This is a genomic window from Burkholderia cepacia, from assembly GCF_029962485.1.
Lineage (GTDB): Bacteria > Pseudomonadota > Gammaproteobacteria > Burkholderiales > Burkholderiaceae > Burkholderia.
Map to the genome: position 1 here is coordinate 1,461,209 of NZ_CP073637.1, position 14,730 is coordinate 1,475,938.

General features: G+C 68.7%; 14 protein-coding genes and 1 pseudogene. 8 read left to right on the forward strand and 7 right to left on the reverse strand.

All coding sequences use genetic code 11. From position 1 onward, the window contains the following. Nucleotides 1-11: 11 nt before the first annotated feature. Nucleotides 12-908, reverse strand: a complete 897-nt coding sequence (locus tag KEC55_RS06790; protein WP_282507258.1) for a LysR family transcriptional regulator — start codon at nucleotides 906-908, stop codon at nucleotides 12-14. A 97-nt stretch (nucleotides 909-1,005) separates the two neighbouring features. Here KEC55_RS06790 and KEC55_RS06795 point away from each other — a divergent pair, with 97 nt between their 5' ends. The 3 genes from KEC55_RS06795 to KEC55_RS06805 are packed head-to-tail and all read left to right on the forward strand — an operon-like array spanning nucleotide 1,006 to nucleotide 4,014. Then, entirely contained in the window at nucleotides 1,006-2,304 is a 1,299-nt protein-coding gene (locus tag KEC55_RS06795; protein WP_282507259.1) for a CitMHS family transporter, read from the forward strand. A 40-nt stretch (nucleotides 2,305-2,344) separates the two neighbouring features. After that, nucleotides 2,345-3,703: an acyclic terpene utilization AtuA family protein gene (locus tag KEC55_RS06800; RefSeq protein WP_282507260.1), complete on the forward strand. Its 1,359-nt coding sequence runs from the start codon at nucleotides 2,345-2,347 to the stop codon at nucleotides 3,701-3,703. Then, nucleotides 3,703-4,014 (forward strand): AtuA-related protein, encoded by a 312-nt coding sequence (locus KEC55_RS06805; protein WP_282507261.1) that lies wholly within the window; start codon nucleotides 3,703-3,705, stop codon nucleotides 4,012-4,014. The genes KEC55_RS06800 and KEC55_RS06805 overlap by 1 nt, the downstream gene beginning before the upstream one ends. 235 nt (nucleotides 4,015-4,249) lie before the next feature. Here the strand turns inward: KEC55_RS06805 and KEC55_RS06810 are convergent. The 4 genes and pseudogenes from KEC55_RS06810 to KEC55_RS06825 form a co-directional block, all read right to left on the reverse strand. After that, nucleotides 4,250-4,963, reverse strand: a pseudogene (locus tag KEC55_RS06810) (nitrilase-related carbon-nitrogen hydrolase); the annotation flags it as partial. A 297-nt stretch (nucleotides 4,964-5,260) separates the two neighbouring features. Beyond that, complete coding sequence (locus KEC55_RS06815) at nucleotides 5,261-5,449, reverse strand: response regulator transcription factor (RefSeq protein ID WP_282507263.1); 189 nt, start codon at nucleotides 5,447-5,449, stop codon at nucleotides 5,261-5,263. 137 nt (nucleotides 5,450-5,586) lie between these two features. After that, on the reverse strand, nucleotides 5,587-6,414 hold the full coding sequence (locus KEC55_RS06820) for a helix-turn-helix transcriptional regulator (protein WP_282507264.1): 828 nt from the start codon (nucleotides 6,412-6,414) through the stop codon (nucleotides 5,587-5,589). A gap of 112 nt (nucleotides 6,415-6,526) precedes the next feature. Beyond that, a complete protein-coding gene (locus KEC55_RS06825) occupies nucleotides 6,527-7,330 on the reverse strand; it encodes a helix-turn-helix transcriptional regulator (protein WP_282507265.1) in 804 nt (267 codons plus the stop codon). Nucleotides 7,331-7,436: 106 nt separating this feature from the next. Between KEC55_RS06825 and KEC55_RS06830 the strand changes: the two genes are divergently transcribed. Further along, nucleotides 7,437-8,270, forward strand: a complete 834-nt coding sequence (locus tag KEC55_RS06830; RefSeq protein WP_432626291.1) for a topoisomerase IV — start codon at nucleotides 7,437-7,439, stop codon at nucleotides 8,268-8,270. Between the two features lie 40 nt (nucleotides 8,271-8,310). Here KEC55_RS06830 and KEC55_RS06835 read toward each other — a convergent pair whose 3' ends face one another. Both KEC55_RS06835 and KEC55_RS06840 read right to left on the reverse strand, forming a co-directional pair. Next, a complete protein-coding gene (locus tag KEC55_RS06835) occupies nucleotides 8,311-9,240 on the reverse strand; it encodes a phosphatidate cytidylyltransferase (protein ID WP_282507266.1) in 930 nt (309 codons plus the stop codon). A gap of 37 nt (nucleotides 9,241-9,277) precedes the next feature. Beyond that, nucleotides 9,278-9,910 carry a lysophospholipid acyltransferase family protein gene (locus tag KEC55_RS06840; protein WP_282507267.1) on the reverse strand — a complete coding sequence of 211 codons (633 nt, stop codon included), beginning with the start codon at nucleotides 9,908-9,910 and terminating at the stop codon, nucleotides 9,278-9,280. A 471-nt stretch (nucleotides 9,911-10,381) separates the two neighbouring features. Between KEC55_RS06840 and KEC55_RS06845 the strand changes: the two genes are divergently transcribed. The 4 genes from KEC55_RS06845 to KEC55_RS06860 all read left to right on the forward strand — a co-directional run bounded on the left by KEC55_RS06845 (nucleotide 10,382) and on the right by KEC55_RS06860 (nucleotide 14,700). After that, nucleotides 10,382-10,984 (forward strand): CDP-alcohol phosphatidyltransferase family protein, encoded by a 603-nt coding sequence (locus KEC55_RS06845; protein WP_282507268.1) that lies wholly within the window; start codon nucleotides 10,382-10,384, stop codon nucleotides 10,982-10,984. Between the two features lie 91 nt (nucleotides 10,985-11,075). Next, nucleotides 11,076-12,845 (forward strand): bifunctional alpha/beta hydrolase/class I SAM-dependent methyltransferase, encoded by a 1,770-nt coding sequence (locus KEC55_RS06850; RefSeq protein ID WP_282507269.1) that lies wholly within the window; start codon nucleotides 11,076-11,078, stop codon nucleotides 12,843-12,845. Then, nucleotides 12,842-14,251, forward strand: coding sequence for a phosphatase PAP2/dual specificity phosphatase family protein (locus tag KEC55_RS06855; protein ID WP_282507270.1), 1,410 nt, complete (start codon nucleotides 12,842-12,844; stop codon nucleotides 14,249-14,251). The genes KEC55_RS06850 and KEC55_RS06855 overlap by 4 nt, the downstream gene beginning before the upstream one ends. Next, complete coding sequence (locus KEC55_RS06860) at nucleotides 14,251-14,700, forward strand: hypothetical protein (RefSeq protein WP_282507271.1); 450 nt, start codon at nucleotides 14,251-14,253, stop codon at nucleotides 14,698-14,700. Before KEC55_RS06855 ends, KEC55_RS06860 begins: the two co-directional genes overlap by 1 nt. Nucleotides 14,701-14,730: the final 30 nt, after the last annotated feature.

The window sequence follows — 14,730 nt, forward strand, 5'->3', positions numbered from 1 at the left end:
GGGCGCGCGGTTCACGCGCGCTTTTTCAATTCCGCCAGCATTGCTTCGGCGAACGCCTGCGCAACGCGCGGCAGCGTGCGCCCGCGTTTCGTGACGAGCGCGATCGGCCGCACGAACGCGGGATCGTCGATCGGCTTCGCGACTAGTTCGGGCTCGGCGCGCACCTCGCGCGCGGTTGCGGGCAGGATCGTCACGCCGAGGCCGCCGCGCACCATCGCGACGGCCGTCATCATGTAGGTCGGCTCGCATGCGATCTCGGGCGTGCAGCCGGCCGCTTCCAGCGCGGCATCGACGACGCTGCGCACGCTCGTACCTTGCGCGGTGAGCACGAGCGGCACGGCCGCGACGTCGGCCGTGCTCACGCGGCGCTTGCGCGCGAGCGGATGATCCTTCGGGCATACGGCGACGAGCCGGTCGGCGCCCGCATACAGCACTTCCAGCGATGCATCGAACGTGTCGCCGCCCGTCAATCCGAGATCGGCTTCCTCGTTGCGCACGAGCGCGGTGACGAGGCTCGCGACGCCGTCGCGGATTTCGAAACCCGCGCGCGGCACGTCGCGCCGGAACGACTGGATCAGCTCCGGCAGCACGCTGGATGCGAAGGTCGGCAGGCACGCGAGCCGCACCGTACCGCTCGCGCCTTCGCCGAGCGCGCGCGCATCGCGCAGCACGCGCTCCATGTCGTCGAGCGAGCGCTGCAGCAGCGGCAGCAGCTCGCGCCCGGTCTGCGTGAGCGCGACGCTGCGGCTGTTGCGGTCGAACAGCCGCGCGCCGACGATTTCCTCGAGCCGGCGGATCTGCACGGTCAACGCCGGCTGCGACAGGTGCAGCCGCGCGGCGGCGCGCGTGAAGTTGCCGGCGTGCGCGACGGTGACGAACGCGCGGATGTCGCGAAGATTCAGATCCATAACGATTCGTGATTGCTGCGATCAAATCATTTCAATTGTGCTATCGCTGCGCCGACCTTACGCTCGTCTCCAACAAAAGACAAGGTAGGAGACACGGATGCTGCCGTTACTCGGGCTTGGCACGATCGTCGTGCTGCTGGCCGCGATTCTGTCGAAGCGGATGTCGCCGCTCGTCGCGCTGATCATCGTGCCGATCGCGGCCTCGCTGATCGGCGGCTTCGGGCTGCATACCAGCAAGTTCGTCATCGACGGGCTGAAGGGCCTCGCGCCCGTGGTCGGAATGTTCGTATTCGCGATCCTGTATTTCGGCACGATCACCGATGCCGGCACGCTCGACCCGATCATCGACCGCATCCTGCGCGCGGTCGGCACGCGGCCGACGCGGATCGTGATGGGCACGACGCTGCTCGCGCTGCTGATCCACCTCGACGGCTCGGGCGCCGTCTGCTTTCTCGTGACGATTCCGGCCGTGCTGCCGCTGTACGATCGGCTGAAGATGGACCGGCGCGTGCTGGCCGCGGCCGTATCGATGGCCGCGGGCATCAACTTCCTGCCGTGGACGGGGCCGATGATCCGCGCGTCGGCGTCGCTGCACCTGCCGGTGTCGGCGCTGTTCAATCCGCTGATCCCGGTGCAGGCGATCGGGCTCGTGTTCGTGTTCGGCGTTGCATACTGGCTCGGGCGGCGCGAGGAGAAGCGGCTCGGCCTGTCGCGCGACGCTGCGTCCATCCCGCTGCCCAAGCGCGAGCTGACGCCCGACGAACAGGCGCTGCGCCGGCCGCACCTGTTCTGGTTCAACCTCGTGCTGACGCTCGTCGTGCTTGGCACGATGGTCGTGATGGGCGAGAAGATCCCGCCCGCGATCATGTTCATGGTCGGGCTGTGCATCGCGCTGATGGTGAATTACCCGGACGTCGACATGCAACGCAAGCGCATCGACGCGCATGCGCGTGCCGCGCTGATGATGGCCGGCATCCTGCTCGCGGCCGGCGTGTTCACGGGGATCATGCAGGGCAGCGGCATGCTGAAGGCGATGGCGCAGGCGGCGGTCGGCTTCGTGCCGCCGTCGATGGCCGGCCACATTCCGGTCGTGCTCGGGATTGCGTCGATGCCGCTCAGCATGCTGTTCGATCCCGATTCGTTCTACTTTGGCGTGCTGCCCGTGATCGCCGAAGTGGCCGGCCAGTTGGGTGTGCCGGCGGTACAGGTCGGGCAGGCCGCGCTGCTCGGCCAGATGACGACGGGGTTCCCGGTCAGCCCGCTGACACCCGCGACGTTCCTCGTCGTCGGCCTGTGCGGCATCGAGCTGGCCGAGCACCAGAAATTCACGTTCCCGCTGCTGTTCGGCGCCTCGATCGTGATGACGATCGCGTGCGTCGTGCTGGGCATCTTTTGATTTTTCCCGGCGGCGCAACCCGCCGGACGACGGTACGGACATGACAGCACAACAACCTGAACGGCGTGTGCGCATCGGCGCGGGCGCCGGCTACTCGGGCGACCGGATCGAGCCCGCGGTCGAACTGGCCGAACACGGGCAGCTCGACTATCTCGTCTTCGAATGCCTGGCCGAGCGCACGATCGCGATCGCGCAGCAGGCGCGCCGCAAGGACCCGGCGCTCGGCTACGATCCGCTGCTCGACGCACGGATGCATGCGGTGCTGCCGGTCGCCGTGCCGAACGGCGTGCGCATCGTATCGAACATGGGCGCGGCGAACCCGCGCGCAGCGGCAATGCGCACCGCGCAGATCGCGCAATCGCTCGGCATCGCGGGGCTGAAGGTCGCGGCGGTCGAGGGCGACGACGTGCTCGATGTCGTGTTGCGCGGCGCATTCCGTTTCGAGGAATCGGGTGACGAAGTCGCCGCGTATCGCGACCGCATCGTGTCCGCGAATGCGTACCTCGGCGCCGCGCCGATCGTCGACGCGCTCGCGGCCGGTGCGGACGTCGTGCTGACCGGGCGCGTCGCCGATCCGTCGCTGTTCGCCGCGCCGCTGATCCACGCTTTCGGCTGGCGGATGGACGACTGGGACACGCTTGGGGCCGCGACCGTTGTCGGCCATCTGCTCGAATGCGCGGGGCAGGTGACGGGCGGCTATTTCGCGGATCCCGGCTACAAGGACGTGCCGAACCTGGCGCGGCTCGGCTTCCCGATCGGCGAAGTCGCGGCCGATGGCTCGGTCGTGATCACGAAGGTGCCGCATGCGGGCGGCCGCGTGAGCGCGGCGACCTGCAAGGAGCAACTGCTCTACGAAATTCACGATCCGGCGCGGTATCTGCAGCCGGACGTCGTCGCGGATTTCACGCGCGTCGCGGTTGCCGAGGAGGCGACGGATCGCGTGCGCGTGACGGGCGGGCGCGGCACCACGCGGCCCGATACGCTGAAGGTGTCGGTGGCGTACGTCGACGGCTACATTGGCGAAGGCCAGATCTCGTACGGCGGCCCGGGTGCGCTCGCACGCGCGCGCCTTGCGCTCGACATCGTCCGCGAGCGGCTGGCGCTGACCGGCGTCGCGGCGACCGAGTGGCGCTTCGACCTGATCGGCGTCGATTCGCTGTATGGCGACGCAACGCCGCCCGTGCGCGGCGAGCCGGCCGAGGTGCGCGTGCGGGTGGCCGGCCGCGCGGCGAGCGCTGCCGAGGCCGCGCGGATCGGCAACGAAGTCGAGACGCTCTATACGAACGGGCCGGCCGGCGGCGGCGGCGCGTTCAAGTCGACGCGCGAGGTGATCGCCGTGCAGTCGGTGCTGCTGCCGCGTGCGGCCGTGACGCCGTCGTTTTCATTCGTGGAGGCATGATGCAACTGCGTGAACTCGCGCATGCGCGCACCGGTGACAAGGGCAATACGCTGAACGTGTCGGTCATCTGCCGCGATCCGCGTCATTACGACCATCTGCGCACGCATCTGGATGCGCAAGCGGTGAAGGCATGGCTCGCGGGCATCGTGCGTGGTGACGTCGTGCGTTACGAGCTACCGGCGCTCGCCGCGTTCAATTTCGTGCTGCGCGATGCGCTCGGCGGCGGCGTGACGCGTTCGCTCGCACTCGATGCGCACGGCAAGTCGGTCAGTTCGGCGTTGCTGGCGATCGAGGTGCCCGACCCGGCGTGATGCGTGGCGTCGCCGCCGCCGGGCGGGTCGATGCCCGTTACGGAATCAGCAGTTCGCGACGCCCGTCCGCATGCTCGATGCGCTCGCCGGCGATGTGCAGGCGCTGATCGTTGCGATAGTCGTAGACCGCGCGCGAAGCGGCGAGCTGGTCGAAATCGAATTCGACAGCATGACGCGATTCGGTGTTGCCGGCTTCGAAGATCAGGTTGCCGAACGGATCGGCCGCCAGGCTGCCGCCGGCGAACACGACGTCGTGCGCGCTGTCGCCGACGCGATTGGCGACCGCCGCGAACACCTGGTTCTCCATCGCGCGCGCCGACACCGACGTGCGGTGGACGTTGCGGTACGGCTCCATGTTGCCGTCGGTCACGAGGATCAGCTGCGCGCCGAGCGTCGCGAGCGCGCGGCCGGTTTCCGGAAATTCGCTGTCGTAGCAGATCAGCAGGCCGATCCGCACGCCGCGCCATTCGACGGTCGCGTAGCGGTCGCCGGGCAGCACGACGCCGTGCTCGCTCACCCACAGATGCGTCTTGCGATAGCGCAGCGCGATGCCGTCGGGCGTCACGAACGCGGTCGTGTTGTAGAAGCGGCCGCCATCGTTCTCGATCAACCCGACCACGACCGCGACGTCGCGTGCGCGCGCGGCGGCGATCACCGCGCCCATGCTCGGCCCGTCGAGCGGCTCGGCGACTGCCGCGAGATTCGACGGGTCGAGGAAGCCGGTGAGTTGCGCTTCGGGAAACATCACGATGTCGGTGCCGGGCGCGCAGGTTGCGATCGCCTCGAGCGTGCGCTGCAGGTTGTAGTGCGTGTCGCCGTCGCGACCGGCGAGCTGCACGATGTCGAGCTTCAGTTTCATGGGCGGTTTCGGGGGAAGAGGCCCGTCGCGGCAGGCGGCGGAGCGGTTGGAACGAGGTCCTAGTATGCGCCGAACCATTCGTTTGCCCATCCCGCCGACGCGTTAACCCGTCGGGGGTATTGATCTCGCGGGCGACGTGCCGGAAGCCATGGCGAAAAAAAACGCCGACCCTTCTGCAAGGGTCGGCGAACAGGTCCTGATTGACGAGGAGGTGCCATCAGAACCCAGGCCAGCGTAGGCCGCCCGTTTCGTCTCGCACGGGCAGGCGGATCGGATCACGCAAGGATAGGGGCGGGCGGTTCGTTTGCACAGAAGACGCAGCCGATAACGCGTATCGGCGGAACGGGAGGGGGAGCGAGAGCGGCACGTCACGCCGCCCGCCGGTCGTCACGTATCGGTCTGGGCTTTCAGGAACAGCGAAAACAGTTCCGACTGCGAATTGATCGCGAGCTTGGCGTAGATGTTGCGACGGTGCACCTTGACAGTTTCCGCCGAGATTTCCAGCTTGTTCGCGACTTCCTTGTTCGAGCGTCCGCTCAGGATCAGCCGGATCACGTCGAGCTCGCGCGCCGTCATCGTCCGTGCCGCCGCGACCGGCGCGTGTCGCACGCGGGCGCAGACGATCCAGTCCGGCGAGGATCGTGTCGGCTCCCCGTTTTGCGCGGCCCGCGCGGCCGATAGCGGGTCGCCGATAGCGGTGGTTCGCGCCGCCGCTAACCGTCGAGCAGCGCCCAGTCGAACAGTTCGCCGCGTGTGCGCAAGCCGAGCTTCGCGAACGCGCGCTTCACGTAGGTTTCGGCGGTGGAATGGCGGATGTCGAGCAGCGCGGCCGCTTCCGGTACCGAGCGGCCGCTCAGCAGCAGCTTGCAGATTTCCTGCTCGCGGCGCGACAGCCGCACATCCTGCCGCGCGACGCGCGTGTCGAAGCCGTGATGCGACGGTGCGTGACCGGCCGCCGGCGCGATGCGCCGCGCGGCGCACGAACGCGCATGCATGTCGAGCAGCGGGAACAGCAGGTCGGCCATCTGCCGCAGGTGAAACAGCTCGTCGCGACTGAACGCGGTGTGATCGGTCGAGCGCGTGATCGACAGCGCGTACTGCACGTTCGCGTTGCCGTGCACGAGCATGCATTCCTGGGTGACACGCTGTTCGTCGAAGAAGCGCCGACGAAAATCGCCGTCGGGGAGGCCGCCGACGTGCCGCTGCAACAGCAGCGTGCCGTTCGTGCCGCGCACCGGCGCGACGAGCGGATCGGTCTGCCAGAAATCGCGGTAGTACGCGTCCATCAGCACGCACAGCTCGTGATGGCGGTCGCCCCAGCTTCCGAACCATTCGATCAGGTAGCCGGACGCAACACCCGGATCGGGCCGCCAGCGTTCGAGGTGGATCGCGTCGATGACGATGCTCTCGTTGACGAAGCCGGCGACGGCGTCGGCGAACCCGGCGGTGCCGGCCGCCCGGATCGCGTTGCCGAGTGTTTGCGGCCGCACGCCGATGACGGGGCCGCCGTGGCAGGGCAGGGCGGATGGAGGGGTGAGCATGACGGGTGCCCGGGAGGATGAACGATACGCAGACCATACGCGAGCGCCATGCGGGCGTCAGCCGGGGATTGCCCGTGTCCTTGCCCGTACCGGCTCGCGGCGGCAGTCCGCGTTACGCGTCGGTCTGCGCCTTCAGGAACAGTGAAAACAGCTCCGATTGCGAGTTGATCGCGAGTTTCCCGTAGATGTTGCGGCGATGCACCTTGACAGTTTCGGCGGAAATCGCCAGCTTGTTCGCGACTTCCTTGTTCGAGCGGCCGCTCAGGATCAGCCGGATCACGTCGAGTTCGCGTGCGGTCAGCGGCGTGCCGAGCCGCGCCATCGCCTGCTCGAAGCCTTCGTGTGCGCCGGGCCGGCGCGGCGGCGCATGGTCCGCGGATGCAGGCTCGAACGCGAGCCGCTGCCGCATCAGCCCGGCCACCCACGGCCGGATCAGGTCGAGCAGCGCCACCTGCCCGGGGCTGAAGCGCCGCTTGTTGCCGAGCGACAGGCACAGCGTGCGCGCATCGTCGAGCACGACGTTGAACTGCACTTCGTCCTCAACGACGTTGTGCGTGAAATAGAGCGTGTAGTACTCGGTATCGCGGAAGCATTCGGGCGCGACGTCGGACAGCCGGAACAGGCCGCTCTTCGGCGCGTCGCGGTTCGCGATGTAGAACGGGTCGAGCTGGTACAGCCCCTGCACGTAGTCGCGGAACAGCGGATCGGGGCCATCGCCTTCATACGCGCATTCGGCGAATACCTGCGGGCGGCCGTCGTCGAACATCAACGCGACCCAGCTGTCGACCGCGACGTATTCCTCGATCAGCCGGACCAGCGACAGCCAGAAGCCCGGCTGGTCGAGCGACTCGATGAGCCGTCCGACCGAGCGGTGCCAGGCGACATCCTGCAACGTGAGGTTTATGTGTAGGTCCATGTCGGGCAGGTGCGATGCGCGCTTGCGGAGCCGCGCCGTGCGTGTACGCTACGGGCTCGCGGGCAGATTCCCGCGCACATCGAACGGAGCCTGGGTGAAGAACGAGATCGTAACGCCGGCCGGCGCGAATGGCGAGGCCGTATGCCGCCGGCGGTTGGCGGCTGCCGCCGCACTTGGCGCGCTCGCGGTACTCACGGCGCTCGCCGCGCTGTCGCCTGCTTATGCCGCCGAGCCGGTTCAGCTTGCCCCTCCGTTGAAAAACTTCGTCCACGACACTTACGGCAAGTGGCGGGCCGACCGCAAGGGCTGGCAGGCGGACGGGGACGACTTCATCTATGCGCCATGCGGCTCGCTGCGCGTCGCGACCGCGGATGGCCCGCGCACGCTGCTCGCGATGTGCGGCGAGACCGAGGCCGCGGTACAGAACGGGACGCCGGGCATGGATTCGGACGCGTCGACCGGCACGATCGACCTGTACGTGCTGAAGCCGACGGCCGACGGCAAGACGCTCGAGCCGATCGTGAAGAAAACGGAGATCGCGTCGGGCAAGCGCGGCGAGCCGGGCACGGTGCGCATCGAGCGCCTCGGGCCGCACCTGTTCGGGTTCGTCATCGGCGAAGGGGACATGCGGCAAGGCTATACGCAGGCCTTCCGCTCGATCTGGCTGCCGTACGGCAATGCGCTGGTGCTGGCGGCGGCGCGCATCGACGAGGCGCTCGACAATACGGAGTCGAGCGAATGTGCGAACGCGCGGGCAAGGTGCGAGGAACGGCGTTTCGAGGTTGCGCCGGACCTGACCGGCACCGGCGACGTCTATCCGCTGACGGTCACGGAAACGGGCACGCGCGGCGACAAGGCCATCCACGCGCGCCATACGGTGACGTTCGACGCGGCACGCGGCCGCTACGTCGTGCCGAAGGCATTGCGCGAAGGGTACTGATCCTTCGCGCAGGCAGGGGCGGCGTTGCGCCGCCCGCGCATCACACGTACAGGTAGCGTACGAGGTGGAAGAACACCGGCGCGGCGAAGCAGATCGAGTCGACGCGATCGAGCATTCCGCCGTGGCCGGCGATCATCGAGCCCCAGTCTTTCGTGCCAAGCGAGCGCTTGACGGCCGACAGCACGAGCCCGCCGACGAAGCCAGCGATCACGATCGCGAGCGAGATCCCGAATGCCGCGCCGAAGCTGAACGGCGTCACGCGATACAGCGATGCGCCGCACAGCGTGGCCAGCAAGCCGCCGCCGACGAAGCCTTCGATCGTCTTCGACGGCGACAGCTGAGGTGCGATCTTGCGCTTCCCGAACAGCTTGCCGACGACGTACTGCAGCACGTCGCTGATCTGCACGACGAACAGGAAGAAGAACAGCAGCAGCGCGTTCTGCCCCGCGTAGTGCGGGATGTCGAGGATCAGCACGGCCGGCGCATGGCTCAGCCCGTACACGCACACCATCAGCGCCCAGTTGATCTTCGCGTTGCGGCTCAGGAACTCGCGCGTGTCCTGCGTGAGCGCCGAGACGAGCGACATCGCGAAGAACAGGTGCACGGGCACGAAGATCGAATACATCCCGTACCAGTTGATTCCGAGCAGCAGGTACTGCACGGGGATCGCGACGAAGAACGCGATGAACAGCGTCGTATGGTCGCTCGCGGTGGTCGGCGTGAGCGTGATGAACTCGCGCAGCGTCAGGTACGACAGCAGCGCGAACACGAGATACGTGACGTTGTTGCCGAGGCCGATCGCGATGGCCATGATCGCGATCATCGCCCACCACGCGCGGATGCGCTGGTTCAGGTTGACGATGGTCGCGCTCTGGCCGCCGCTGCGCGCGCCGAGGATCGTGCCGATCACGGTCGCGACGACGAGCACGGCCGTGACGCCCGCGACCAGTTCCCAGAAGATTGTTCGCATTGTTGATATCCGGAAAAGGGAGAAGAGGGCGCCGCGTTCAGCCCGCGGGCCGCTGCGGCGGCGCGAGCGCGACTATGGCGTCGCGCATGCGGGCGAGGAACGTCGGCTTTTCTTCCTGGGCGCCGAGCGCGTCGTTCGCGCCGAAATGCACCTTGCAGATCAGCGGCACGGGCCAGATCGCGCCCTTCGGCATGATGCGCTGCAGGTTCTCGAGGTAGACGGGCGCGAGCGCGACGTCCGGGAACTCGGTCGCGAGATGAAACAGCCCGCTCTTGAACGGCTGCGGCAGGACGTCGGCGCCGCGCGTGCCTTCCGGGAAGATGATGATCGAGTGGCCCTGCCGCAGCGCGTCGCGCACGGGGTCGAGCGGGTCGCCGCCGGATTCGCGGTGGCGGTCGATCAGCACGACGTTCAGCAGCTTCTGCGCGATGTGCCGCTTCATGTCGCTGCTGTCCCAGTAGTCGCGCGCGGCGACCGGCCGAACGACCGCGCGCACGTCGCGCGGCAGCGCGGCGAGGATCGCGAGCGTATCGATGTGGCTCGTGTGGTTCGAGAAATAGATCTTCTGCGTCGGGGATGGCGGCGCCTGATGCCAGACCGGATACGCGCCGGCGACGAGCCGCACGATGGACAGCAGGAAATCGCGCTGCCAGACGTTGAGGATGTTCATCGGCGCGGTGCCTCCTGCCTGCCTGCATGGCCCGCTGCGCATGCGCGGCGGGCGGGACCCCGGAATGCCGGCGCGGCAGGATGCGCGCCGGACGGCCCTTGTTTAAATTTTTTCAAGTTCGTGGCTGCCTGTCGCAGGTCCGCGATAATCGGACGGTTCGCCGTCGTCACGCCACGTTGCGTAGCGGCGAATGCGCCGGTGGGCGGCGTGATGATCGGCTGTTGCACGAGCGCCCGTTCGCAGTTCGAAGGGGTCTTCGCTGCGATCGGGCCAGCGGATTATCGCGAGTTTCCGTCAAAAATGCCAGATTGCCGCCGCGCGGGCGCGCCATGCGCGTGCTTGACGCATCGGGGCGGCTCGGCGACGATGAGGGCCGTCCACTGAAGGCCGACGCAGGCCGTTTTGCCGCCCGGGGCATGGCGGCGGGAACCGTGTCGGACCGTGCCGCGCGAACAATACGAATACGAAACGATGAGCCTCTACGCACTCAAACCCAAATTCCAGAACCGTCTGCGCCCGTTCGCGAACTCGCTCGCCGAGCGCGGCGTCACGGCCAACCAGGTCACGCTGTTCGCGGCCGGCGGCTCGATCGTCGTCGGCGCACTCGCCGGGCTCGGCGTGTTTGCCCGCGCGCTGTTCCTGTTGATCCCGTTGTGGCTGTTCGTGCGGATGGCGCTCAATGCGATCGACGGAATGCTCGCGCGTGAGCACAACCAGAAGAGCACGCTCGGCGCATACCTGAACGAACTTGGCGACGTCGTGTCCGATGTCGCGCTCGTGCTGCCGTTTCTCGCGATTCCGGCGTTCGCTCCGGCGGACGTCTGGCTGTTCGCGCTGACGGCGGTGATCGTCGAATGCGCGGGGCTGATCGGCCCGCTGGTCGGTGTGAGCCGCCGCTACGACGGCCCGTTCGGCAAGAGCGACCGCGCGCTTGCGCTCGGCGCATTCGCGCTGTGGATCGGGCTCGGGTTTCCGGTCGGCGGTGTCGCCGCATGGCTGTGGCGCCTGCTGATCGTGCTGTCGATCGTGACCGTGGTGCGGCGCGTGCAGGCCGGCATCGCGGAAAAGGGTTGAAAGAGTAGTAACGGCAGTCAAAGGCAGTAGCGGTACCGGGCGTCGGAGGGCGGCGCACCAAGATACGAATAACGAAACGAGAGAAAAACACATGAGCGCACGCACGGCACGTGAGGCCGACTTCATCACGCACGACGGCGAAACGCTGTTCTATCGTCACTGGCCCGCGACGGGCCCGCATTGCCGCGGCGCCATCGTGCTGCTGCATCGCGGCCACGAACATTCGGCGCGTGTCGCGCACCTCGTCGACGAGCTCGACCTGCCCGATTTCGCATTCTTCGCCTGGGACGCGCGCGGCCACGGCCGTTCGCCGGGTGCGCGCGGCTACAGCCCGAGCGCGGCCGCATCGGTGCGCGACCTGCAGACCTTCGTCGAACATATTCGCGATACACATGGCATCGCGATCGAGGACATGGCCGTGGTCGGCCAGAGCGTCGGCGCGGTGCTCGCAGCGACCTGGGCGCACGACTATGCGCCGCCGATCCGCGCGCTCGTCGTCGCATCGCCGGCGTTCCACATCAAGCTCTACGTACCGTTCGCGCGGCCGGGCCTGCGGCTGATGCACAAGCTGCGCGGGCTGTTCTACGTGAACAGCTACGTAAAGCCGAAGTTCCTCACGCACGATCCGGAGCGGATCGCGAGCTACGCGTCCGATCCGCTGATCACGCGGCCGATCGCGGTCAACATGCTGCTCGACCTGCACGACACCGCGCAGCGGATCGTCGCCGATGCGGCCGCGATCACCGTGCCGACGCAACTGCTGATCTCGGGCGCCGACTGGGTCGTGCATCGCGGCCCGCAGGATCGCTTCTTCGAACGGCTCGGCTCGGCGCGCAAGGAGCGCATCGTGCTGCCGGGCTTCTATCACGACACGCTTGGCGAGCGCGACCGCGCACAGGCGCTCGCGCCGCTGCGCGCGTTCGTGCTGCGCGAGTTCGATGCGCCGAGCCCGCGCGTGTCGCTCGCCGACGCCGACCGGCGCGGCGCGTTCCACGACGAATACGCGGCGCTCGGCCGCCCGCCCGCGAACGCGTTCGCGCGTGCGTACTGGGCGCTCACGCGCGCCGGCTTGAAAGCGGGCGGCGCGCTGTCGGACGGCATCGCGCTCGGGCTGCGGCTCGGCTTCGATTCGGGCTCGACGCTCGACTACGTGTACCGCAACCGCGCGCAGGGGCGGCTCGGCGTCGGCGCGCTGATCGACCGCACGTATCTCGATTCGCCGGGCTGGATCGGCATCCGCCAGCGCAAGGTGCACCTGCAGGAGCTGATCGGCACGGCGATCGGCCGCCTGCGCGGCCATGGCACGCCGGTGCGGATCGTCGACATCGCGGCCGGCCACGGGCGCTACGTGCTGGATGCGATCGCGACGGCCGCCGAGCGCGACGGCGCGGCGCCCGACGACATCACGCTGCGCGACTACAGCCCGCCGAACGTGGAAGCCGGGCGTGTGCTGATCGCACAGCGCGGGCTCGAGCCGATCGCGCGCTTCGAGCGCGGCGACGCGTTCGACGAGACGTCGCTCGCGACGCTGGAGCCGCGTCCGACGCTTGCGATCGTGTCGGGGCTGTATGAACTGTTCGGCGAGAACGCGTTGATCGAACGCTCGCTGCGCGGGCTCGCGCAGGCCGTGCCGCCGGGCGGTTATCTCGTCTATACGGGGCAGCCGTGGCATCCGCAGCTCGAATTCATCGCGCGTGCGCTGAACAACCATCGCGGCGAGTCGACCTGGGTGATGCGGCGCCGTTCGCAGGCCGAGATGGACGAACTCGTCGCGCGAGCGGGCTTCCGCAAGCTCGATCAGCGGATCGACGAGATGGGCATTTTCACGGTCAGCCTCGCGCAGCGGATCGACGCGTCATGAGCGAATTCGGCGGCGGAGCGCGCGGCCTGGCGGCGCAGGCGTCGGCGGCCGGCGCACGCGACGCGTCGTTCGCGCTGCGCTTTGGCTGGCTCGTGGCGATGGGCGCCGTGTTCTTCTCCACGTACGGCTTCGCGAACTGGCTCGCGGCGCGCCGTGCGGCGGTGCCGACGTTCGCGTTCGGCTGGGAGCACGCGATCCCGTTCGTGCCGTGGACGATCGTGCCGTACTGGTCGATCGATCTTCTGTATGCGCTGTCGTTCTTCTTCTGGACGCGCCGCGACGATCTGCTCGATCACGTGAAGCGCCTGCTGACCGTGCAACTGGTGTCGGTCGCGTGCTTCATCGCGTGGCCGCTGCGCTTCGGATTCGAGCGGCCCGACGCGGGCGGCGTGGCCGGCGCGCTGTTCACGCTGCTGATGGGATTCGACAAGCCGTTCAACCAGGCGCCGTCGCTGCACATCGGCTTGCTCGTCGTGCTGTGGGCCGTCTATGCGAAGCATGTACGCGGCACGGTCGCGCGCATCGTGCTGCATCTGTGGTTCGCGGCGATCGGCGTGTCGGTGTTGACGACCTACCAGCATCACGCGATCGACGTGCCGACCGGCGCGGCCGTCGGCTGTCTCGCGCTGTTCCTGTTTCCGCTGCGCGATGTCGCGGGGCGGCTGCCGGGCGCGGATGGGGCGCCGGGTGCGGCCGGCCGTGCGCTCGCACGCCGTTATGCGTTCGGTGCGGCGCTGGTCGCGCTCGCGGCGCTGTGGTGCGTGCCGCGCGCACCGGGCTGGGCGCTGGCGGCCGGGTGGGTCGCGCTGGCGCTCGCGTGCGTTGCGTGGGCCTACCGGCGCGGCGCACCCGGCGCGTTCCAGAAGGATGCGCACGGGCGCTTCCCGGTATTCATCCGCTGGCTGCTCGCACCGACGATCGCCGGTGCATTCGTCAATTCGCGGCTGTGGACGTTCCGGCAGCCGGCCCCGGTGCGGATCGACGAACGCGTGTCGATCGGCCGCACGCCGACGACGCGTGAAATACGGCGCCACGGCTTCACGGCGCTGGTCGATCTGACCGCCGAGATGCCGCGCTGGACGGCGGCCGATGCGTCGCTTGCGTATGCGGCCGTGCCGCAGCTCGACCTCGTCGCACCGACCGCGGCGCAGCTCGCACAGGCTGTCGCAGCGCTCGAGCGCCTGCACGGGGAAGGGCGCGACGTGCTGGTTTGCTGCGCGCTCGGCTACGGGCGCAGCGTGTTGTGCGCGGCCGCGTGGCTCGCCGCGCGGCGCGGGTTCGGCGATGCGCGCGACGCGCTGGCCGCGGTGCGCGCGGTGCGGCCGCACGCGGTGTGGTCGGACGATGGCGTGGCCGTGCTGCAGCACTGGATCGATCGCCGTCGTGGCGCGGCAGGCAGCGTGTGATGCGCGATCCGTCCGCCCCGTTCCGGATTGCCGCCGCGCGCGGCGCGCTCGATGCAGGCGCGTGGGCGATCGCGGCCGCGCTGGCCGCGGCCGGCGCGGGCTGGTGGATTGCATCGGGCTGGGCGCCGGCGACGATCGCGCGCGTGCTGCTGGCGGTCGTCAGCACGGGCTCGGGGATCGCGGCGCTGTGGTACGCGGTGCGCATCGAGATCGACCGCCGGCTGTTCGCCGCGCTCGCGCGGGCGGCGGGCGACGGGGCGGTCGACGACGGGCTCGCGGCGCTCGACCGCGCGCTCGCCGATCTCGGCTGGATCGACGCGGCGAAGGCCGGGCGCTCGCTCGATGCGCGGGTGCGCGGCGCGGTCGGGCTGTGCCGGGCCGGCGTGCTGATCGCGATCGTGCAGTGGCTCGCGGTCGGGCTCGCGATTGCCGTTCCACAAATCGGCTAGCGCCACGACACGCCAATCATGGGCGGGCCT